Genomic DNA, 21,775 nt, shown 5'->3' on the forward strand with positions numbered 1-21,775 from the left:
CGACTACACCCCGGCGCGCTGCAGAAAACCAACAAGTGCGGCAGTTGAGCCATCTTTATCCTGCGTCCCCTGCACGCCCTCGACAACAGGTTGAAGGGCGGTCGCAAGCTCTTTGCCCAGTTCCACACCCCACTGGTCATACGAGTTGATGCCCAGCACCACACCTTCGACAAAAACGCGATGTTCATAAAGGCAGATGATCTGGCCCAGCACAAATGGCGTCAGCTGCGGATACGCGATCGTCACCGAGGGCCGGTTGCCGGGAAAGACGCGGTGCCTGGCCTGGCGGTCCAGTTCGGCACCGGTGAATTTACCCGCCAGTTTGGCGCGCGCCGCATTCAGATCGCGACCGCGCATCAATGCCTCGGACTGGGCCAGACAATTGGCGACCAGCAACTGGTGCTGATGGTGTAAATCATCCTCGTGGCCGCGTGCAGCCACCAGAAACTCGCAAGGGACCACGCGGGTGCCCTGATGGATCAGCTGATAGAACGCATGCTGGCCATTGGTCCCCGGTTCGCCCCAAACGACAGGGCCGGAGGGCACAGTCAGATCGGCGCCGTCCATGTTGACGCCCTTGCCGTTGCTTTCCATCTCCAACTGTTGAAGATAGGCCGGTAAGCGGCTGAGAAGATTGTCATAAGGCAGTACAGCGCGCGTCGCATGTCCACAAACCTGATTGTGCCATATGCCCACCAACGCCAGTAGTGCGGGCAGGTTTTCATGCCACGCCGCGCTCTTGAAATGCACATCCATTGCCTGTGCGCCGCGCAAGAACGCGCGAAACGCATCCGGGCCGATCGCAATCATCAGCGACAGACCAATCGGGCCCCACATCGAATAGCGTCCGCCAACCCAATCCGCGAAACCAAAGACGCGTGATGGATCAATACCGAAATCCGCAGTCTTGTCTGCAGCCGTCGACAGGGCCGCAAACTGCGCCCCGGTATCGCGGACCGTTTGCCCCATCCAAGCCTGCGCCGTGCGCGCATTGGTCATGGTTTCAATGGTGGTGAATGTCTTGGAGGCGACGATCACCAATGTCGTCGTTGGATCACAGCCACGCAACACACCCGCAATATCGGCAGGGTCCACATTGCTGACGAAATGACAGCGCGGCCCGTCGTGATACGGGGCCAATGCAAGCGTGGCCATTGCGGGACCCAGATCAGAGCCGCCAATGCCAATATTGATCACATCCGTAATCTTGCCGCCCTGCCCGGCGAACCGACCATCGCGGACCGCCGCAGCAAAGGCCGCCATCCTGTCCAGTGTCTGCAATACCTCCGGCATCACATCCACGCCGTCCACGACCACCGGACCGCCATCGAGGTTGCGCAACGCCGTGTGAAGCACCGCGCGGCCTTCGGTTTCGTTGATCGGCGCACCGGCGAACATTGCATCACGCTTGGCGGCAACGCCGGTCTGCGCGAGCAGATCAAACAGCAAGGCGCGGCCCGTCGCATCAATATTGGTCTTGGCGTAATCCAGTAGCATATCACCTGCCTGCGCCGAAAAATCAGCCGCACGTGCGCCGTCAAGCAAGGTTTCAAACCTGCGATGCCCCACCTGCGCATGATGTTTTTTCAGGTCATTCCACATCGCTCAACGCTCCGCCCAGTGTACGATTGACCCATTCAAAACAGCCGCCACAGGCGCCTCTTCGGGGGTAAGACTTTGGGCACGTTCAAGCGCCGCGCGCTTTTCACCCCCGACAATTACAATATGACGGCTGATTGCATCGTTCAGCACTGCCGCAGACAGCGTGACGCGCGGCTCTGGTGCGCCCGGCGCGCGCATGGCGACCAGGCGGACATCGCCGTGCAAAGCCAGATCAAGCTGATCGGCGCCCGGAAAAATTGATGCGGTGTGCATATCCGCCCCCATGCCAAGCAAAACCAGCGACAGCGGCAGCTCTGGTGTCAGTGCTGCGGCCAATTCCGGCAACTTTTCTTCGGGTGTGTCCGCGTCGGCATAAAGCGGCACGTAATACGCAGACGCCGCCTTATTGACCAGCAAGCGTTGGCGCAGCAGGCGTGTGTTGGATCGCGCAGAGCTTTCGGGGACCCAGCGTTCATCGGTCAGCATGACGTGGACCCGGCTCCAATCCAGATCAACGCCACACAGGGAATCAAAAATAGGCCCCGGTGTCGTACCGCCCGGCACGGCAAATGAGGCATGATCATGCGTCAGAAGGCAGGTCTTCAATTCTCCGGCCAGCGTATCTGCCAGAATCATCATCATCATTTCTGCATCTGGATATTCGATGACTTTCATCGCCCGTTCCCCCGTAGTGATATGTCAGTGCGCAGTGTCCTGACCGTGGCAAAATCAGCCCCTGATGTCACGCCACTTCCGACCGTCGCGGTGCATCAGCATCATCGCATCTTCAGGCCCATTTGATCCTGAATCATAATGCTTGGGCACATCGCCGCGCGTTTCCCAGCTTTTGATCAGCGGATCGGTCCAGGCCCACGCCGCCTCGACCTCGTCACCGCGCATGAACAGGGTCTGGTTGCCGCGGATCACGTCCATGATCAGCCGCTCGTAGGCGTCGGTGACGTCTTCGACGTCGTCGCCCAACGCATCGGCAAAGGTCATATCGAGCGGCACATCAATCAGACGCATGCCCCCCGGGCCGGGTTCCTTGATCGTCACCTGCAAATCCATGCCTTCGTTTGGCTGCAGGCGGATCGACAGGATATTGCGGTGCCGCGCCTCGTCACCTTCAAAGATCGAATGGCCAAGGTCCTTGAATACCACGGCAATTTCGGATGCGCGCGATTTCATCCGCTTGCCTGTCCGCAAATAAAACGGCACGCCCGCCCACCGCCAGTTGGCGATATGACAGCGCATCGCGATAAAGCTTTCGGTAAAGCTGCGCGGGTCCTCTGCATCATCACGGTAACTTGGGCCGTCGGGGCCTGCATCATATTGGCCACGGATGATGTGGTGATGATCTACGCCTTGCAACGCCCTGATAACTTTTAGCTTTTCGTCGCGCACCTCATCCGCGCCGAACTGGCTGGGGGGCTCCATCGCGATCAGGCACAGCAGTTGCATCAGGTGGTTTTGCACCATATCGCGCATCGCGCCAGATTTGTCATAATAGGCACCCCGCCCCCCGACGCCGACCGTTTCGGCGACTGTGATCTGAATATGATCGACGTAATGGTTGTTCCAAAGCGGCTCGAACAGGACGTTGCCAAACCGCACCGCCATCAGGTTCTGCACCGTTTCCTTGCCCAGGTAATGGTCAATCCGGTAGATTTGGCTTTCGTCAAAATGCGCGGCCAGCGTGGCGTTCAGCGCACGGGCACTTTGCAGATCGCGGCCAAACGGCTTTTCGACCACGATGCGGCTGTGCGGATTCGCGATTGCATGCCTGTGCAACCTTTCAGCCAAGTCGCCAAACAGCGATGGCGCCACCGAAAAGTAGAACGCTTGCACGACGTCTTGCCGCACCAACGCCGCCAGTTCCGACCAGCCACCGTCACCCTTTGCATCAATCGCCACATAGTAAAGACGATCAAGAAAGGCCGACAAACCATTATTATCGTAAGATTCTTCGCCGCCAAATTCGGCGACGGCCTCTGCTATCATCGCGCGATATCCGGCTGTGTCCATATCTGATCGGGCAGCACCGATGATCCGGGCATCCTGGGGCATTTGCCCCGCACGAAACCTGCGAAACAGGCCTGGCAAAATCTTGCGCCGGGCCAGATCGCCCGTCCCACCAAAGATCACAAGATCAAATGTTTCGACCGGAATGACGCGAGAAACCATCGTTTCCTCCGCTTTGCAAATACATAGGTTAGCGCTAACAACGGCTGGCTACTGCATATTTTGCCACATGTCTACAATGTTTGCACTTCATCAAAAGACCGCCACGCGGTAATAGATGTCAAAAAGCGGGCCACAATGAAACAGATCAGACTACACTTTTCCGATTTCTGGCCGGGCTTTGAGCCGAAGCGTAGCGTTTTCTACCGGCTGATCGCCAAAAACTTTGACGTCATTTTGACATCCGACGCCCCTGATTATCTGATTTGCTCGGTTTTTTCGGAATCGGCAGGCAACAAGGATTGCCGCGTCACCGCCGAACATTATCGCCATCCGGACGCTATCAGCATCATGTTTACATCCGAGAACCTGTTGCCGGATCTGAACTTCTGCGACTACGGCATCGGCTTTGACCACTTATCCTTTGGTGATCGCTACCTGCGCGTCCCCTTGTTTGCGTTCTATGACGCATATCATAGCCTGTGGGATGCGCGCGCACCCCTGAGCCATGAAGACCGTGGGAAAAAGCACCGCTTTTGCAATTTCACGGTCTCGAACGCGCGCGCCATGCCCGAAAGAGACGACATGTTTGCGCGGTTGAACGCACGTAAACCCGCCGATTCGACTGGCCGCCACCTGCGCAACAGCACAGCATTGGATGACCTGCAGCGGATCGAGGGATTGACCGGGCCCGCAGCCAAACGAAAACTTCTTGGTCAGTACAAGTTTAATATCGCCTTCGAAAACTCGGGCCATCCCGGCTATACGACCGAAAAATTGATGGAACCATTGGCGGCACGCTGTGTGCCAATCTACTTGGGCAATCCGCGTGCCGCAGAAGATTTCAATCCCGCAGCCTTTATAAATGGCCATGATTTCAGGTCCATGGATGACATTGTAGACGAAGTATTGCGTCTGGATGCTGATGACGACGCATATCTGCAAATGGTAAACGCGCACCCGATGCCGTTGGGCCAGCAGCAGGGCGACATTCATCTGCCAGCCCTTGAGGCATTCTTGTGTGATATCATCAGCAGGCCCAAGGACGGCGCGCGGCGACGTGCGGCGACCGGGCGGATCGGGGATTTCCATCAGCGGCTGAATCGTTTTTCATGGCAAAGCCAGCGATGGTTCAGGTTCTAGGCCTCCAGTTCGGCATCCCAATACAGATAGTCCAGCCAGCTGTCGTGCAGATGGTTAGGCGGGAATTTACGCCCGACGTTATGTAATTGCTCTGATGCCGGGCGACGGGGCGGTTTGGACAACGCCATGCCCGACTGCCGCAAAGACCGCGACCCCTTGCGCAGATTGCATGGCGAGCAGGCTGCGACGACATTTTCCCAGCTTGTCACGCCACCGCTGGCACGCGGCACGACATGATCAAAGGTCAGATCGCCCTTTGCGCCGCAGTACTGGCAGGAGAATTCGTCCCGCAAAAACAGATTGAACCGGGTAAAGGCGACCTGCTTTTGCGGCTTGACGTAATCCTTGAGGACAACAACGGACGGAATACGAATGACCGTGGACGGGCTGCGCACGACCTCTTGGTATTCACTGACAATATCGACACGATCCAGCCAGGCCGCCTTTATCGCCTCTTGCCAGGGCCAGAGTGACAACGGGTAGTACGACAGCGGACGATAGTCCGCATTCAGCACCAGTGCCGGGTAGTGTTTCAGTGCACCCGCTGCGCGCACAAATTCAGTTCTAAAGTCTGCTTGCGTCATATCTTTCATCCCACACGACAGGTCGCGGGAACTGTGCAAACGCGGCGTTCCCGCAGTCGTCTTGATGAACACTATATATCGCGTCAGAAATGTGACAAGCCCCACGATATGCGGCGAAAAAGCCGGGCCACAGATGCCACATCAGGCAGCAATCGGCGTATCTTGCAGGATCATCCGGGCACGGCCCTGCAATTTGGCCCGTTCCAGCATGATGTCTGCATCGCGCAGCGGGGTTCGGCCATCGGCGACCACGGCCCCCACAGAAATTGTCGCCTGTAGCAGGCGGCAGTCCGCGACAATCGACAACCCCTCGCTAAGCCGGTCACCGATGTCGCGGCCAAGCTCGACAGGGGCGCCGGGCAGGTAAATCGCAAACACGGCACCGTCCAAGCGACCGAGAATATCGGTATCGCAGGTCAGTTCACGAAACCGCTGCGCCAATGCCATCAGACACAGGTCGCCTATCTGGTGCCCTCTGCACAAATTCACGGCCTTGAAGTGATCAATATCCAGCATCAAAAGCATACCGCTTTGTGGCAGTGCCCGCAGGGTCCGGTCCAAAAATGTGCGTCGATTATACAACCCTGTCAGGGGATCAGTCTTGCCGATCTGGTCAATGCGGCGTTGCAGCGCATCCAAGCGCCTGACCGCCCACAACAAACCCGTCGCCAAGGGAAGCCCGACAAGCGCGACAGGCTGCATGTCATGCCAGACAGGCCCCACCGGACGCCCCCCCAGCAAAATATCTGCCGTGATGCAAACCGCGACACCAAGCGCAAGTATCACGGCAAGACGCACGGCCCATCCAACGGCACTCTGCGGGGCAATACGTCGAACGAGCGATGAAGGACACAAATGGGGGGGGACTCACAGAAATTACGGGCGGGCTGCATTGCTTTTTATCGCCCGGCAGAAGTGACAATTTCATTAACGCACGAAATACGCCCCTCGATCATCGCCTGCATCACGCGCGTCCAAACCGCTTATTCCTGGCCGAGCCGTTCACGCATGAATGCCAGCGCGACCGATAGGCCATCGGGCGCAATACCGTGACCGGTGCCCTTCATGACATGGCCAAATACCTCTTGCCAACCCGCCGCTTCCAACGCAGTCGCGGCCTCTGGCAGCGATTGGGGCGGCACCACATCATCCTGATCGCCGTGGATCAAAAGAACCGCAGGACGGCTGACCACCTCATCGACCAGTAGTTCGGGCTGCAGCAGGCGCCCTGAAATCGCAACAAGTCCGGCAATCGGGTCTTCGCGGCGGGGCACCACATGCAGCGCCATCATGGTGCCTTGACTAAAGCCCAGCACGATGACCTGTTCTGGCAGCAGGTCTTCGTCGACCATGATGCCATCCAGAAATGCATCCAGATCAGCAGCTGCGCGTTCCAGCCCCGCGCGGCTTTCTTCCTCGCTTGATCCGTCGATCCACGGGATTGGGAACCACTGAAAACCCATTGGCGATCCGGCGCAGTCTTCGGGCGCGTCAGGCGCGATAAACAGCGTATCGGGCAGGTGTTCGGCCAACGGATCTGCCAGTCCGATAAGATCGGCCGCATTGGCCCCATAGCCATGCAAGAACACAACGCAGGACCGAATTTCGCCCGAAACCGGTTCGCGCCGCTGCGCCTGTAATCCTCGTGTCATCTGATGCCTTCCCGTTGTTTGATGTGCTTGTAGTAGGCCCACATGATCCGGGCTGCAACCGACCGCCAAGGCGCCCAGTTCGCCGCCATCGTGCGCAACACGCGGTCCGTGGGCCGCTGCGGCAGATCAAATATCAGCTTTGCCGCCTCCTGCAATGCCAGATCACCGGGCGCAAAGACGTCGGCCCGCCCCAACGCGAACATGGTATAAACTTCAGCCGTCCAACTGCCAATACCGGGCACAGCGATCAACGTCCTGCGCACATCGTCTGTCGGCATTTGCCGCAAGCCGTCATAGTCGATCCCGGCAGCAGCAAGCGCCTGCGCATAGCGCACCTTTTGGCGGCTTAGCCCCAAGGCCTTCAGCTCTTGCTCGGACGCCGCTTTGATCGGCCCCGGTTCGACCATACCCGCCGCAACCATCCGCCGCCAAATCGCATTGGCCGACGCGACGCTGACCTGCTGGCTGACCATTGCGTTCAGCAATTCGGCGAAGCCGTCAGGTTTCAGCCTCAAAGGCAAGACCGGCAAACCGTCCATGGCACGCGCGAAACGCGGCTCGCGCGTGCAAAGCCATTGAGCACCTTCAGCGATACAAGCATCGCCTGTGATCACCCGTTCGATCACAGGGCACGCACCCAATCCAGTGCGGCGTTCACGGTTGCGACCTGCGGCCAATCCCCACACGGCGGTCGGGCCAGCATCAATACCGGTATCTCGAGAATGCGCGCCGCTGTCAGCTTGGACCGACTGGCCGCACCGCCGGCATTCTTGACGATCAGCCAGTCAACGCCCAGCCGATCGAACAACGCGACCTCGTCTTCGACCGAAAAAGGCGGCCGCCCAACAAGAAATTCTCCGCCCGCAAACGGGAACGGGCCGTCGGGCGGGTCAATCTGACGGCAGATGACGCGCCGCCCTTGCAGATTGACAAAGTGTTCGAGCGTTTGCCGCCCCGTGCCCAGAAAAACGGTGGCATCTGGGTCGATCAGGGCTGCGGCGTCCTCCTCCCGCGCGATCTCGGTCCAGCGGTCACCCGGCTCCGGCACCCACACTGGGCGGAGCAGTTGCAAGAACGGCAAGCCCAAATCGCGACATACGGCCGCCGTGCGCGCTGTGATACGCACAGCATAAGGATGGGTGACATCCAGGACTGCGGTGATCCCGGCCTCTGCGACAAACTGCCGAAACCCTGTCTCGCCGCCAAATCCGCCTATGCGGGTCGGCACCGGCAAGGGGTCCGGCGTGCGCGTCGCACCGGCCAGAGACGCGATGATTTCGCACCCAACCAACCCCTGCGCAACCCGGCGGGCATCCCCTGAACCTGCCAGCAGCAGCAATGTCATCCCCCGGCCCTCGCCAATATGTTGCCAGCCCGGTCAATCACGACCACGTCGAATACGACGCCCCCAAAACGCTGTTGCAGTCTGCGCATTGCCGCAGCGACGACCGCCTCTGCCAGCGGGGTTCCGGCAATTTCATAGGCCTCCAGCGCCGTGTTTGCTGCGGCAAGCCGGGGGTTACCCATCATCTCTGCCAAGGCTGCAAAATTCACCTGCGAGCGTCCCGAATGCAAATCCATCGCGCCCTGTGCCAGCTTGGTAATCTTGCCGATCCCACCGCCGATGGTCACGCGGGGCACCGGATGTTTCGCCAGATACTTCAGCATCCCGCCAGCAAAATCGCCCATGTCCAGCATCGCATGATCAGGCAGGGAATACAGCGCCTGCACAACCCGTTCGGACGTGGCACCGGTACAACCCGCCACATGGGTCAGCCCCGCAGCACGCGCCACATCAATGCCGCGATGGATCGACGCGATCCAAGCTGCGCAGCTGAAAGGCCGCACCACCCCTGTCGTGCCAAGGATGGACAGCCCGCCGACAATCCCCAAACGTGGATTCCAGGTCTTGAGCGCGATTTCCTGCCCGCCGGGAATGGATACCTCAATGGTCACGTCGGGTGTTTGACCGAACAGCGCGGCCATATCGGCCACGACGGCCTGCATCATCTGACGCGGCACGGGATTGATTGCCGGTTCGCCGACGCCGATTGGCAACCCCGGCCTTGTCACCGTGCCGACGCCAGCCCCTGCACGAAACACGACCCCGCCCCCTGACGCTGCGGCAACGGTCACGACAATCAGCGCACCATGGGTCACGTCCGGATCATCGCCTGCGTCCTTTGTGATGCCGACCCGCGCCCAGCCATCTCCGGCTTCCGCCAAGGCAAGCGCGAACACCGGCGTCTCGCCCCGGGGCAGAACGATCTCTACCTCAGCGGGAAAGGCATCGCCCCACAGCCGCATCAACGCCGCCTTGGTGGCTGCGGTCGCGCAAGCGCCCGTGGTCCAGCCGCGGCGCAATTCTCCTGTTGGCTTCCTGATCATCGGTCCGACTATAGGCGCGCCCGGCCATGCCGCCAATCCGCATTCTTGGGTCGTTTGTCACCTTTCCAAACAATCGATTCAGCGGCATAAAGAAACGATGAGTCCACAAGTCCCCCTTCCGGTCCACGCATGGCCCCAAATGCAACCCGGCTGGGTTTGGCTGTGCGGTGCCGGCCCGGGCGATCCGGGACTGTTGACGCTGCATGCCGCCAATGCACTGCGACAGGCGGATGTGGTGATTTACGACGCACTTGTGCAAGAAGCGATCCTTGACTGGGCACCACAGGCCGAACGGATCTATGCTGGCAAACGCGGCGGCAAACCCTCAGCCAAACAGCGCGATATCTCGCTCCGGCTGGTGGATTTGGCACGGGCGGGCAAAAAAGTGCTGCGTCTCAAAGGTGGCGACCCGTTCGTCTTTGGGCGCGGCGGCGAAGAGGCGCAGACGCTGGTTCAACATGGCATTCCGATTCGCATTATTCCGGGGATCAGTGCAGGAATTGGCGGACTGGCCTATGCGGGGATTCCGGTCACCCACCGCGACGTCAATCAATCCGTCACCTTTGTGACAGGCCACGACCAATCGGGAAACACCCCCGGATCGCTCGACTGGACCAGCATTTCGCGCGGCAGCCAAGTCATCGTGATCTATATGGGCATGAAGCATATCGCCCAGATTGCAGCCAAACTCATCGCTGCGGGGCGCAGTCTGCATGAACCTGTGGCCGTCGTCACCACCGCGACCACGGCACACCAACAGGTCCTCGAAACCACCCTTGGTACGATCGTCGACGACATTGCCGCTGCGGAATTGGAACCGCCGGCGATCATCTGCGTGGGACAATCGGTGCTGATGCGGCAAGTCCTCGACTGGCAAGGTCAGGCCGCCGGCGAAGCGCCGCGCAACCTCGACCCACTCGGGCGCGGCCGCCCTGCCGAAACTGCCTGATCCGATGCGCGCAACATGCATTTTCTTTTGTCCCAAAATACTCCCGCCGGAGGCATCCGCACTCCGCCACCCCCGATGAGCTTTATCATTGCCGCCCCGGCATCGGGCAGCGGCAAGACCACGGTGACCCTGGGTTTGCTGCGCGCCATCAGCCAGGTGACCCCGGTGCGCGCTGCCAAATCCGGCCCCGACTATATCGACCCGCAATTTCACGCCGCCGCCTGTGGGCAACCCTGTATCAATCTCGACGCATGGGCGATGCACCCCGACCAGATCAAATCACGCGCTGCGGGTGATACTCCGCTGATCATCGAAGGCGCGATGGGGCTGTTCGACGGCGCACCGCCCGATGGCAAAGGTGCCACCGCCGATCTCGCGCGCATACTGAACCTGCCGGTCGTCCTTGTCGTCGATGCAGGCAAGATGGCGGGATCAATTGCGCCCCTTGTCCATGGCTTCATCAATCACGACGCATCGGTCAACATCGCGGGGGTCATCCTTAACAACGTCGGCTCGCCACGGCACGAAGACATGCTGCGCCGCGCGCTTGCGGATGTGACCATATTCGGGGCAATACCGCGCCGGGGCGATCTGCATCATCCATCGCGGCATCTGGGGCTGGTGCAGGCCCAAGAGCGGCCTGATCTGGAAACCTATCTGAACGGGGCCGCGTCATTGGTCCGCGATACCGTCGACGTTGACGCATTGATGGGCCTGCACGGCGGCGCGCTCTCTCATTGCGCGGTAACGCCCCAACCACCGCCCGCGCAGCGGATTGCGGTCGCGCGGGACGCGGCATTCGCCTTTTGCTATCCGCATATCCTACAGGACTGGCGAACGGCCGGCGCCGAGGTTGCGGTCTTTTCGCCCTTGGCAAATGAATCCGCACCGGACGCAGACCTGATTTACCTGCCCGGCGGATATCCCGAACTGCACGCCGCACAGCTGGCCGCAAATGATGTATTTCATGCCAGCCTGCGCCGCAGCACCGCCATGATTTACGGCGAATGTGGCGGCTACATGGTGCTTGGTGACACGTTGACCGATGCATCAGGCACCGTCCACCGTATGGCGGGCCTTCTGGCGCTGGACACGTCGTTTGCAATACGCAAACGCCACTTGGGCTATCGCAGCATCGTCGCAAGCGCGGGACCTTTCGCCGGGCATTGGACAGCACATGAGTTTCACTATGCCACAACCGTCCGGGCCAGCGGCACGCCGCTGTTTCTCGCCAAGGATGCCGCCGGGGCCACCCTGCCCGATATGGGGTTGATCGACGGCCGCGTGTCCGGCTCGTTCGCGCATATCATCGACCGCATGTAAGACCATTGCCAGTGGCCGAAACCGACGCTACCGATGCGACATGACATATACCGATGATACCCGCGCGCGGCGCAATGTAGCTGTTCTGGTCATGGCCCAGGCGATCCTTGGGGCTCAGATGCCGATGATCTTCGTGATCGGCGGGCTGGCGGGCGGCATGTTGGCCAGTAACCCCTGTCTTGCGACATTGCCGATTTCGTTCATCGTCTTCGGTTCGATGACGACCGCACCGTGGCTAAGCCCGTTGATGCAGCGAAACGGCCGTCGCTTTGGCTTTTTTATCGGCGCTATTGCCGGGGCTGTCGGCGCGCTGATTTCGGCCTATGGGCTTTACATCGGCTCATTCGCAGTGCTTTTAGCGGGGTCCTATCTGACTGGCATTTATATGTCGGCGCAAGGTTTCTACCGCTTTGCCGCCACCGATACCGCGTCGGACGCATTCCGCCCCAAGGCGATTTCATATGTCATGGCGGGTGGATTATTATCCGCTATCATCGGACCACAGTTGAACAAGCTGGTTCAAGACGCTTTTGTCGTGCCGTTTTTAGGCACTTACCTTGCCGTAGCGATCCTCAATCTGGTCGGTATGTTGCTGTTTCTCTGGCTGGACTTGCCCAAAGGCACCCGCTCTGAGCCGAAAACAACAGCGGCCAAGATCGCGCGTAGCCGCGCCGAGTTGCTGCGTGATCCACGGATCGTCGTGGCGATCATCTGCGGTATGGTGTCTTATGCGCTGATGAATCTTGTCATGACGTCCACACCGCTGGCCGTCATCGGTTGCGGCTTTACCAAGAACAATGCCAACGACATCGTCTCTGCGCATGTGCTGGCGATGTTTGTGCCGTCGTTTTTCACCGGGCATCTGATTGCGCGGTTTGGCGCGGAACGGATCATCTCGGCGGGGCTGGTGATCCTTGCAACGGCTGGCGCCGTGGCTTTGTCGGGCGTGACAATCACCAACTTCTTCGCGGCACTAATATTACTTGGTTTTGGCTGGAACTTTGGCTTTATCGGCGCCACCACCATGCTTGCAGGCGCGCATCGGCCAGAGGAACGCGGCGTGGTACAGGGCATGAATGACATGATCGTGTTTGGCATGGTCACCGTCGCGTCGCTTGCGTCAGGCGGGCTGATGAACTGCTCAGGCGGGACCCCGGTCGAAGGCTGGAACGCGGTCAACCTTGCGATGGTGCCGTTTCTGGTGCTGGCGGGCGGCGCGTTGATCTGGCTGGTGCGGCAACCGCGCGTCGCGGTCTAAACCCACCAGCCCCGCAACGACACATGTAGCAAGCGGCAACTATCTGCAAAAGGCGACACCGCCACCGCATCCTGTGCGACAACCGCCGGGTCCTTGATCACACGGCGTAACATCGGGCGCGCAGCATAGCCTGCAAACAACGCAGCACCCGCCAATTTCGAAACCGACCGGCGCGCGTTGCGACCCGCATCCAGCCGGGTCTGCGCGGCCCGCGCCAATGCTGCGACACCGGCCAGCGACCCATCCACCAGCGGCTTACGCCCACGACCCTCAAGCAGCGGGATCGCACGGAACAGGTTGCTGACGCCGACCCCATAGGCAAAATCACGCACGACTGCTTCGTCTGCGGAACCCAGCAAACGTGCTGCTGTCCACATCAAATGGCCAGAGGTCGCGTTGATGTAGTCATCAAAATGCGCGGCATTTTCAAACGCATCCTTGTAGACATCCCAACGCCGGGCCGCGACCAGACCATCAAGCAATTTGGCGCCCTCGGCATCCAGCACATCGGTCAAGGCATCGACAACCTCGTGCTTGCGCACCGAACCGCCGGTTGCAACTTCTTCCAGCGCATCACGCCACCACTGCAATCGCATCTCGGCGATCATCGGTTCTTGGGTCACCCACGGGGCGCGCGCCACCTCGATATTGAAGGCATAGAGCGGAAACAAAACGCGCCGCGCAGCAACGGGGGTGGCCATGGTGGCACGAAACCGCTCGGGGTCGGCCTTGTGAACAAGGGTAGCGCAGGCGTCAAAACTCACGCTTTGGCTCCGTCCCGGATAAGTTTCCAATTAATCGCATCGACCAGCGCGTCAAACGACGCATCGACGATGTTGGCGCTGACGCCCACCGTGGCCCAGCGGCGGCCCTGCCCGTCTTCGCTGTCGATAATCACGCGGGTCACAGCTTCGGTGCCGCCATTGGTGATGCGGACCTTGAAATCGACCAGCTGCATATCATCAATGATGTCCTGATAAGGCCCAAGATCTTTGGCCAGCGCACGCGAAAGCGCGTTCACCGGACCCTGATCCTGCCCGTCGGGTCCTTGGCTTTCGCTGACGTTAAGGAACTTTTCGCCGCGCACTTTGGTCACAACGACCGCTTCGGACAGCGATACCATCTTGCCACGCTTGTTGCGGCGACGTTCAACGGTCACCCGGTAGCGTTTCACCTCAAAGAATGCCGGCATCAGGCCTAATTCTTCGCGGGCCAGCAGCTCAAAACTTGCCTGCGCGGTGTCATAGGAATACCCCTGCGCTTCTTTTTCCTTGATCCGCTCTACAATGCGGGCCAGGGCCGGGTCGCCCACTTCGACGTCCAGTCCGGCATCGGCCAGACGCGCCTTGAGGTTCGATTGCCCCGCTTGGTTCGACATTGGCACAATCCGCGTATTGCCCACCGTGGCGGGGTCCACGTGCTCGTACGTGCTGGGGTCTTTTGCAATCGCCGAGGCATGCAAACCCGATTTATGCGCAAAGGCGGATGCACCGACATAGGGTGCCTGTTTGGCGGGTACACGGTTTAGGATGTCATCCAAAAGGCGTGATGCTTTGCGTAGCCCTTTCAATGCTTCAGGCGTGACGCCCGTTTCAAATCGGCTGGCAAACGGCTCCTTCAGCAATAATGTCGGAATAAGCGTTGTCAGATTGGCATTGCCGCAGCGTTCACCCAAGCCGTTCAGCGTCCCTTGTATCTGTCGGGCACCGGCCAAGACCGCCGCCAGTGAATTGGCCACCGCGTTTTCGGTATCGTTGTGGGTGTGGATCGCCAGATGATCGCCGGGAATACCGCTGGCAATCACCTGCGTTACGATCCTGCTTACTTCATGCGGCAAGGTCCCGCCGTTGGTGTCACATAGCACGATCCAACGCGCCCCGGCATTGTAGACGGCATGGATGCATGCCAGCGCATAGTCCGGATTGGCCTTGTAGCCATCAAAGAAATGTTCGGCATCAAACAGCCCCTCGCGGCCCGTTGCGGTAATATGCGCAAAGCTGGCGCGCAGATTTTCAAGGTTTTCGTCCAGCGTGATCCCCAGCGCCGTGGTGACATGAAATTCATGGCTCTTGCCCACAAGACACACCGCAGGCGTGCCCGCATTCATAACCGCGGCAAGCACATCGTCATTTTCCGCAGACCGGCCCAGCCGTTTGGTCATCCCAAAGGCGGTCATCGTCGCACGGGTTTGCGGTTCATCGGCAAAAAACTCAGTATCGGTGGGGTTGGCGCCGGGCCAACCGCCTTCGATATAATCGACCCCCAAACCATCCAGCACTGCCGCGATCTGATGCTTTTCCTTGGCCGAAAACTGGACGCCCTGCGTTTGCGCGCCATCACGCAGCGTCGTGTCGAAAAGATACAGACGTTCTTTTGCCATTACATATCACCCAGCATAGCGGCATCAAAGTCTGGCCCCGGCACCCAAGTCGCCTGTCCGCCCACGTCCGTCACCTGCACCCCTGCCGCCGTCAGAATATCACGCACCCGGTCAGCGGCATCAAAATCACGCGCCGCGCGCGCCGCAGCCCGTTGCGCCAAAAGCGCATCAACCCGTGCCGCGATGGCCGGGGCCACCGACGGTCCGGCCTCTGCGCCATCAAACATCGGGATTGCGGCCCAATCCTTGACAAGTCCGAGCATTTCAAGACCGTGTGCAAATCCCGCCAACGCCCCTGCTGTCTTGCCCTTGGACAAGACATGCAGCCGCGCCAAGGCGCCATAGGTGTTAAGATCATTTGCCAGCACGCCCAGAAATTCTGTGTCTGCCTGCCATTTTCCATCCGCTTTGAGCGCGCGGATCAGATCAGGGCCAAAGCCGTGCCCATGCAAGATCCCGTACCATTTGCGCAGCGTGCCGTCGGCCTCGGCGCGGCGGGCTTCGGTCCAGTCCATCGTCTTGCTGTAATGCGTGCCCAGAATGACAAGGCGGATCACCGCACCCGGGATTCCCTGATCAAGAAGGTCGCGGATCGTAAAGAAGTTGCCCAAGGACTTGGACATCTTCTTGCCCTCGACCTGCAGCATTTCATTGTGAATCCAATAGCGCGCAAATCCGCCATCGGGATGCGCACAGGCGGATTGCGCGATCTCATTTTCATGATGCGGAAACATCAGGTCGTTGCCGCCGCCATGAATGTCAAACGTCGCACCCAGCAGTTCGAACGCCATGGCAGAGCATTCGATATGCCACCCGGGCCGCCCATAACCCCACGGGCTGTCCCAGCCGGGCACGCCGTCACCCGATGGCTTCCACATGACAAAGTCCATCGGATTGCGTTTGTAGGGTGCCACCTCGACCCTGGCGCCAGCGAGCATGTCATCAATCGACCGCCCCGACAGCGCGCCATAGTTTTCATAGCTTTCCACAGCGAAAAGTACGTGACCTTCGGCGTGATAGGCATGCCCCTTGGTGATCAGATCACCAATCATCGCCACCATTTGCGCAATATAGTCGGTCGCGCGCGGCTCGTGCGTTGGGCGCATTGCCCCCAGCGCATCCATGTCGTCATGGTACCACCCGATCGTCTCGGCCGTGATGTCACCGATGGCGCGGCCCGTTTCGGCGGCACGTGCGTTAATCTTGTCATCGACATCGGTGAAATTGCGCACATAGGCCACATGATCCGGCCCATAGACATGGCGCAGCAAACGAAACAGCACGTCAAACACCAAGACATTGCGCGCGTTGCCCAAATGCGCCCGATCATAGACGGTGGGCCCGCACAGATACATCCGCACATTGGTAGAATCGATGGGGAAGAAATCCTCGCGTTTGCGGGTTTTCGTATTCTGGAGCCGGATATTGGTCATAATGCCTCACGCACGGGGTTTCGCCGGCGGGCTTAACAACTTCAGTATCTCATTGAAACGTGAAAGAGTAGCCCGCGACAGTTGTCAGCAGGAAATAATGCAGCAAATAATGATGCGGGTTCTGTTCATGCGCGAAGCTGTAGCAGCCCAATCGCGCAGCGTCCAGCATTTCTGCCCCGACCTCACCCGATGCGATGGCCGCCATGGCACAAGGTGCGACATTGTGGCTTGTCAACGCGCCCGACAACCCAACCGGGGTCGTCTATTCGCAAAAGACACTTCATGACATTGCCCAAGTCTGTCGGGACCATGACCTGTGGCTGATCTCTGACGAAGCTCATGACACATTGGTGTGGGACGGCGTTGGATATCAGGGCGACCGGGATGACCGGCGAAAGCTTTGGACAGGCGGCGGCCGGACAAAACCGGGTGCGCTTTGCACGGTGAGCCGTGTCGGCCAATGGGCACTGCAAAATATTCAGGGCCCGCAAATAAGTTTTGCGAGCCCTTGCTGTGCGTTCAAAGTAACATTTGAACGACATTTTCCACGGTCAGTTGATCAGAACTGGAACGAGACGCGCAACGCAGCCGTTGTCGCATCAATATCGACACCGGTGTCGTTGTAGTCGTTGAACTGGTGCTGCAGCACTTCGCCGCCGACACGCATGCCGCTGTTGACACGGTACTCGACGCCCAGACCAGCGAAACCGCCGGTGTCATCGGTGTCAAACGCCGCAGCGCCGGATGATGTACGTGCCTGCGCAACACCTGCGGTGATGTAAGGCAGCCAATCGCCCGCATCATAGCCCAAACGCAACTTTGCCCGCGTGACGGAATCAAGTTTTACGTCCGCAGTGACGTCTTCGATGTCGGTCCCGTCAATGTCCAATTCGGCACCCAGAACGATATTGCCAAGATCGTACAGGTAACCGGCGTGGACACCGTATGTAACGCCATCGGGGTCTTCGGTCAGGGCGACCGAATCAAGCTGGCCATAGCCAAGCTGCGCACCTGCATAAAAGCCGGTCCAGTCAGAGCCAACGCGCACAGGAACAGGTGCCGGGACCACTTGCACTGGTGCAGGCGTTGCGATCGGCTCGGACAGACCGCCGGCAAAAGCGATGCCACCCATCATAACCAGCGGCAAAGCCAATATGCTTGTACGCGCCATTTTTACTGTCTGCTTCATTACTATTCTCCTTAATAGAATTGTTGTCGTGTGAGCAACAGTTGGTACCGATTGGCCTGCGTTCAATACCCCCCACAAGACCGGGTCAGTGGTCGGCGGATTTAAGCGGAATGCCCGAAAATTATCGGCCAAGTCCCGCGCATGATTGACATATTCCTAATATTTCCTGTGCTGACTGCCCAACAAAACATCGCCACATCACGTCTGGCTTTTGCCGCGATCGGTTGTCAGTCGGTGACCGAAATACGTCCACCGCATATCGGCGCACAAATTCCCGTCGTTGTCGGCGCAGAGGTCGGCAAACCGCGCGCAACGCGGACTGCAAGATACGCAAATGCCTGTGCTTCAAGCATATCCCCATCAAGCCCCACCGCTTCGACCGGCTTCACGTCACAGGGCAAAGTGGCCGCCAGCCCCGCCATGATCGTCCGGTTTTTGCGGCCTCCGCCCGCGACCAGCAAAACGGTCGGTTCCGATGGGCACAGCGCCACGGCCTTGATCACGCCCGTAATTGCAGCCTGCGTCAGCGTCGCAATCGCATCGGCATCGCGCAGACCGGCCACCATGCCCTTGAAATCCGCAAAGTCATCCCGATCAAGCGATTTGGGTGCCGACCGGATAAAATAGGGATGCGCCAGAAAATCGGCCAGAATATCCTGATCCGCGATCCCCCGCGCCGCCAATGCGCCATCTTCGTCAAATTCGCATCCCAATCGGGCCAGCATCACATCATTGATGGGCGCATTCGCCGGGCCGGTATCAAACGCGAGCAATGCGCCTGCGGCCTCGGGTACCGTGCCGCGCGGATCGACCCAGGTGATATTGCCCACACCGCCCAAGTTCAGGAACGCCACAGGCGCATCCGCCCCAATCCAGCGCGCCAATGCAAAGTGATAAAATGGCGCAAGCGGCGCGCCCTGCCCCCCTTGCCCGACATCATCGCTGCGAAAATCCCAGACGACAGGGCAGCCCAACGCTTGCGCGACCCGTGCCCCATCGCCGCATTGATGGGTCCTGCGCCCTGCCGGATCATGGGCCAGCGTCTGGCCATGAAACCCAGCCATATTCACATCTGCAAAGCCTGCCATGACAGCGATATGGGCATCCTCGACGACCAAAGCCGCAGCCGACACATCATCCGTAGGCCACAGACCCAGATGGCGGCGCAGCGTATCGCGTTCGGCGCGGGTATAGGGACGGTACGCCGTGGGACCAAATCCGAAGATATCAACGCCATCGGTCCGGACCACAGCCGCATCGACCCCATCCAGCGACGTACCCGACATCGTACCCAATGCGGTGACAACACCCGTTTTCAACATCCGCTTTCCCTTGTCCCATGACCTGCTTATAGAGTGCACCGTGCCACAGCCGGGAACAAGACCATGACCTACCATCCAAAATCTGAATTCATGACCGTGATGATCGCGCGCGGCTTTCTGGCCGACTGCACCGATTATCAAGGGCTGGACGAGGTACTGAGCAAGGGCGTGGTGCCCGCCTATATCGGGTTCGACGCGACCGCGTCGTCCCTGCATGTGGGTTCGCTGATCCAGATCATGATGCTGCGCTGGCTGCAAAAGACCGGGCACAAACCGATTACGCTGATGGGCGGAGGCACGACGAAGGTCGGCGATCCGTCGTTTCGCGCGGACGAGCGGCCGTTGCTGAGTGCGGCACAGATCGACGAGAATATCGCCGGGATCAAACAGGTTTTTGCGGCCTACATCGACTATGCGGAAGGGCCGACGGGTGCCTTGATGCTGAACAATGCCGAATGGCTGGATGACCTGAACTACCTTGATTTCCTGCGCGACATCGGGCGGCATTTTTCGATCAACCGGATGCTATCGTTCGAAAGCGTCAAATCGCGGCTGGACCGGGAGCAATCGCTGTCGTTCCTCGAATTCAACTACATGATCCTGCAAGCCTACGACTTTCTTGAGTTGAACCGCCGCTACGGCTGTCTGCTTCAGATGGGCGGCAGTGACCAATGGGGCAATATCGTGAATGGAATCGATCTGACCCGCCGGGTGCTGGATCACGAAATTTACGGCCTGACATCGCCATTGCTGACCACCAGTGACGGTAAGAAGATGGGCAAATCGCTCAGCGGCGCGGTCTGGCTGAATGCGGACCTGCTCAGCCCTTATGAATTCTGGCAGTTCTGGCGCAATACCACAGACGCGGACACCGGACGTTTCCTAAAGCTTTATACGGAATTGCCGGTTGCTGAATGCGACCGCCTTGGTGCGCTTGAAGGCGCCGAGATCAACGCCGCCAAGATCATCCTTGCCAACGAAGTGACAACCCTTCTGCACGGCGCAGAGGCGGCAGCGGCAGCCGAGGCGACGGCACGTGAAGTGTTTGAAAAAGGTGGCGTAGGGGATGATTTGCCAACATTCACATTCACGATCGCTGAACTGGTTCTGACCGGTCACGACGGTCAGGCGGGCGTTTCGGCCCAGCAGATGTTCATGAAGGCCGGTCTTGCCAAATCTGGCAAGGATACCAAACGGCTGTTCGCCGAAGGCGGGGCGCGGATCAACGACGCGCCGGCGCAGGACCCCGGCCAGATATTTACCTCCGACGATTTTGCAAAACCGATCAAACTGAGCGCTGGCAAAAAGCGCCACGCGCTGGTGCAGTTGGGCTAGAATACAGCCAATGCGACCAGCCACATCAGCCCAAGCGGCACAGTGACGGCGGCGGCCACAATGGCCGCCCCAAGCGGCGTTGGTCGCGGCACCCGCGCGACAACACCCGCCACTTTCTGATCCGGTCGTTGTTTCATCCGTTCATTAATCATGCGTTAGGTTTCGAATGGCTTAACAGCGGCATGGCTTCTGCGATCTGCATTCCACTTCAGCAACATCCCCACTTTGCCGCCGCACTGCGGCTTTTGGGGCGCGATGTGGCCATGACCGACGCATGCGGTGCCGCTCCCGTCCTGACAATCAAGCGTTTCGGTCTGAAATTCGCGCCGCGCGGCCCCATCTGGGACGGTGCCACCACGCACGACGCCCAGACAGTCACGCTGCGGCAGCTGGGTCTTGGCATGATCAACAGCGATGCAACCGGCGGGCCGGTGCTGCGTTGGGCGGGTTTCAGACAAGTGATGACCCCTGCGCATGTGTCCGAGCTGTGTTTGGCGGGGACATCCGACGACCGGTTGCGCAACGCCCATGGCAAATGGCGCAACGTCTGGCGCAAGGCACAGCAGGCGCCCCTGCGCATCAGCCAAACGGTCTTTGATCCCGATCGGCACGGCTGGTTATTGCGGGCAGATTTGGCGCAACAACGCACAAAACGCTATCGGGCGCTGCCCCATCGCATCATCCACGCCTATGCAGCAGCCAACCCGCGCGATGTCATTGTGCTTGTCGCAAAGCAACGTCAAGCAACGGTCGCGGCCATGCTGTTTCTCTGCCACGCGCCGGTCGCAACCTATCATATCGGCTGGACCAATGCGGAAGGTCGCCAGCATGCCGCACATCATCGGCTGTTGCTGCATGCCGCTGACACGTTCGCAGCCTCTGGCCTGCTGCGCCTCGACCTTGGCACTGTGGACACGGAAAATGCACGGGGTCTGGCACGCTTTAAGATCGGCAGCGGGGCCATGACCCGGGCGCTTGGCGGCACATGGATCAAGATACCACGGCTCTAGCCGCTGGCACGCCCCCTATCCAGATG

22 protein-coding genes and 1 pseudogene are annotated in these 21,775 nt (G+C 59.5%); 7 read left to right on the forward strand and 16 right to left on the reverse strand.

Going from position 1 to position 21,775, the window contains the following annotated elements; translation table 11 throughout:
* Positions 1-3: 3 nt before the first annotated feature.
* The 3 genes from pgi to zwf are packed head-to-tail and all read right to left on the reverse strand — an operon-like array spanning position 4 to position 3,786.
* Positions 4-1,602: a glucose-6-phosphate isomerase gene (pgi, locus tag QZ196_RS09320; protein ID WP_296425756.1), complete on the reverse strand. Its 1,599-nt coding sequence runs from the start codon at positions 1,600-1,602 to the stop codon at positions 4-6.
* A 3-nt stretch (positions 1,603-1,605) separates the two neighbouring features.
* A complete protein-coding gene (pgl, locus tag QZ196_RS09325) occupies positions 1,606-2,277 on the reverse strand; it encodes a 6-phosphogluconolactonase (protein WP_296425758.1) in 672 nt (223 codons plus the stop codon).
* A 54-nt stretch (positions 2,278-2,331) separates the two neighbouring features.
* On the reverse strand, positions 2,332-3,786 hold the full coding sequence (zwf, locus tag QZ196_RS09330; RefSeq protein ID WP_296425760.1) for a glucose-6-phosphate dehydrogenase: 1,455 nt from the start codon (positions 3,784-3,786) through the stop codon (positions 2,332-2,334).
* 135 nt (positions 3,787-3,921) lie between these two features.
* On the opposite strand from zwf, the gene QZ196_RS09335 reads away from it, so the two are divergent.
* Entirely contained in the window at positions 3,922-4,926 is a 1,005-nt protein-coding gene (locus QZ196_RS09335) for a glycosyltransferase family 10 (protein ID WP_296425764.1), read from the forward strand.
* Here the strand turns inward: QZ196_RS09335 and QZ196_RS09340 are convergent.
* The 6 genes from QZ196_RS09340 to QZ196_RS09365 all read right to left on the reverse strand — a co-directional run bounded on the left by QZ196_RS09340 (position 4,923) and on the right by QZ196_RS09365 (position 9,550).
* Positions 4,923-5,510: an HNH endonuclease gene (locus QZ196_RS09340; RefSeq protein ID WP_296425805.1), complete on the reverse strand. Its 588-nt coding sequence runs from the start codon at positions 5,508-5,510 to the stop codon at positions 4,923-4,925. The two genes, QZ196_RS09335 and QZ196_RS09340, sit on opposite strands and share 4 nt — an antisense overlap.
* Before the next feature lie 141 nt (positions 5,511-5,651).
* Positions 5,652-6,308: a diguanylate cyclase gene (locus QZ196_RS09345; protein ID WP_296425767.1), complete on the reverse strand. Its 657-nt coding sequence runs from the start codon at positions 6,306-6,308 to the stop codon at positions 5,652-5,654.
* Between the two features lie 185 nt (positions 6,309-6,493).
* On the reverse strand, positions 6,494-7,162 hold the full coding sequence (locus tag QZ196_RS09350) for an alpha/beta fold hydrolase (protein ID WP_296425768.1): 669 nt from the start codon (positions 7,160-7,162) through the stop codon (positions 6,494-6,496).
* Complete coding sequence (locus tag QZ196_RS09355) at positions 7,159-7,788, reverse strand: DNA-3-methyladenine glycosylase 2 family protein (protein WP_296425770.1); 630 nt, start codon at positions 7,786-7,788, stop codon at positions 7,159-7,161. Before QZ196_RS09355 ends, QZ196_RS09350 begins: the two co-directional genes overlap by 4 nt.
* Positions 7,785-8,507 (reverse strand): cobalt-precorrin-6A reductase, encoded by a 723-nt coding sequence (locus tag QZ196_RS09360; protein WP_296425772.1) that lies wholly within the window; start codon positions 8,505-8,507, stop codon positions 7,785-7,787. Before QZ196_RS09360 ends, QZ196_RS09355 begins: the two co-directional genes overlap by 4 nt.
* The gene (locus tag QZ196_RS09365; RefSeq protein ID WP_296425773.1) at positions 8,504-9,550 is read right to left on the reverse strand and encodes a cobalt-precorrin-5B (C(1))-methyltransferase; all 1,047 of its coding nucleotides are present in this window, start codon (positions 9,548-9,550) and stop codon (positions 8,504-8,506) included. Before QZ196_RS09365 ends, QZ196_RS09360 begins: the two co-directional genes overlap by 4 nt.
* 97 nt (positions 9,551-9,647) lie before the next feature.
* Between QZ196_RS09365 and cobA the strand changes: the two genes are divergently transcribed.
* The 3 genes from cobA (at position 9,648) to QZ196_RS09380 (ending at position 13,080) form a co-directional block, all read left to right on the forward strand.
* Positions 9,648-10,499 carry a uroporphyrinogen-III C-methyltransferase gene (gene cobA / locus QZ196_RS09370; protein ID WP_296425775.1) on the forward strand — a complete coding sequence of 284 codons (852 nt, stop codon included), beginning with the start codon at positions 9,648-9,650 and terminating at the stop codon, positions 10,497-10,499.
* 75 nt (positions 10,500-10,574) lie between these two features.
* The gene (locus QZ196_RS09375) at positions 10,575-11,822 is read left to right on the forward strand and encodes a cobyrinate a,c-diamide synthase (protein WP_296425776.1); all 1,248 of its coding nucleotides are present in this window, start codon (positions 10,575-10,577) and stop codon (positions 11,820-11,822) included.
* 40 nt (positions 11,823-11,862) lie between these two features.
* On the forward strand, positions 11,863-13,080 hold the full coding sequence (locus tag QZ196_RS09380) for an MFS transporter (protein WP_296425778.1): 1,218 nt from the start codon (positions 11,863-11,865) through the stop codon (positions 13,078-13,080).
* On the opposite strand, the gene QZ196_RS09385 is transcribed toward QZ196_RS09380, so the two are convergent.
* From QZ196_RS09385 to QZ196_RS09400, 4 genes are read right to left on the reverse strand one after another with little or no spacing between them, the layout of a single operon-like run.
* Entirely contained in the window at positions 13,077-13,844 is a 768-nt protein-coding gene (locus QZ196_RS09385; protein WP_296425779.1) for a squalene/phytoene synthase family protein, read from the reverse strand. The two genes, QZ196_RS09380 and QZ196_RS09385, sit on opposite strands and share 4 nt — an antisense overlap.
* Positions 13,841-15,460, reverse strand: coding sequence for a citramalate synthase (gene cimA / locus QZ196_RS09390; RefSeq protein ID WP_296425781.1), 1,620 nt, complete (start codon positions 15,458-15,460; stop codon positions 13,841-13,843). Before cimA ends, QZ196_RS09385 begins: the two co-directional genes overlap by 4 nt.
* Positions 15,460-16,893 (reverse strand): cysteine--tRNA ligase, encoded by a 1,434-nt coding sequence (cysS, locus tag QZ196_RS09395; protein WP_296425783.1) that lies wholly within the window; start codon positions 16,891-16,893, stop codon positions 15,460-15,462. The genes cimA and cysS overlap by 1 nt, the downstream gene beginning before the upstream one ends.
* Before the next feature lie 49 nt (positions 16,894-16,942).
* Positions 16,943-17,098 carry a hypothetical protein gene (locus tag QZ196_RS09400; RefSeq protein ID WP_296425785.1) on the reverse strand — a complete coding sequence of 52 codons (156 nt, stop codon included), beginning with the start codon at positions 17,096-17,098 and terminating at the stop codon, positions 16,943-16,945.
* On the opposite strand from QZ196_RS09400, the pseudogene QZ196_RS09405 reads away from it, so the two are divergent.
* Positions 17,097-17,195: pseudogene (locus tag QZ196_RS09405) on the forward strand (hypothetical protein); the annotation flags it as partial. The gene QZ196_RS09400 and the pseudogene QZ196_RS09405 overlap by 2 nt on opposite strands.
* A 257-nt stretch (positions 17,196-17,452) precedes the next feature.
* Here QZ196_RS09405 and QZ196_RS09410 read toward each other — a convergent pair.
* The gene (locus QZ196_RS09410; protein ID WP_296425787.1) at positions 17,453-18,082 is read right to left on the reverse strand and encodes a porin family protein; all 630 of its coding nucleotides are present in this window, start codon (positions 18,080-18,082) and stop codon (positions 17,453-17,455) included.
* A gap of 227 nt (positions 18,083-18,309) precedes the next feature.
* A complete protein-coding gene (locus QZ196_RS09415; RefSeq protein ID WP_296425789.1) occupies positions 18,310-19,404 on the reverse strand; it encodes an anhydro-N-acetylmuramic acid kinase in 1,095 nt (364 codons plus the stop codon).
* 63 nt (positions 19,405-19,467) lie between these two features.
* Between QZ196_RS09415 and tyrS the strand changes: the two genes are divergently transcribed.
* Positions 19,468-20,739, forward strand: coding sequence for a tyrosine--tRNA ligase (tyrS, locus tag QZ196_RS09420; RefSeq protein ID WP_296425790.1), 1,272 nt, complete (start codon positions 19,468-19,470; stop codon positions 20,737-20,739).
* On the opposite strand, the gene QZ196_RS09425 is transcribed toward tyrS, so the two are convergent.
* Positions 20,736-20,891, reverse strand: a complete 156-nt coding sequence (locus QZ196_RS09425; RefSeq protein ID WP_296425793.1) for a hypothetical protein — start codon at positions 20,889-20,891, stop codon at positions 20,736-20,738. The genes tyrS and QZ196_RS09425 overlap by 4 nt on opposite strands.
* A gap of 30 nt (positions 20,892-20,921) precedes the next feature.
* Between QZ196_RS09425 and QZ196_RS09430 the strand changes: the two genes are divergently transcribed.
* Positions 20,922-21,749, forward strand: coding sequence for a GNAT family N-acetyltransferase (locus QZ196_RS09430; RefSeq protein ID WP_296425795.1), 828 nt, complete (start codon positions 20,922-20,924; stop codon positions 21,747-21,749).
* Positions 21,750-21,775: the final 26 nt, after the last annotated feature.

Source organism: Yoonia sp. (genome assembly GCF_017854565.1).
Lineage (GTDB): Bacteria > Pseudomonadota > Alphaproteobacteria > Rhodobacterales > Rhodobacteraceae > Yoonia.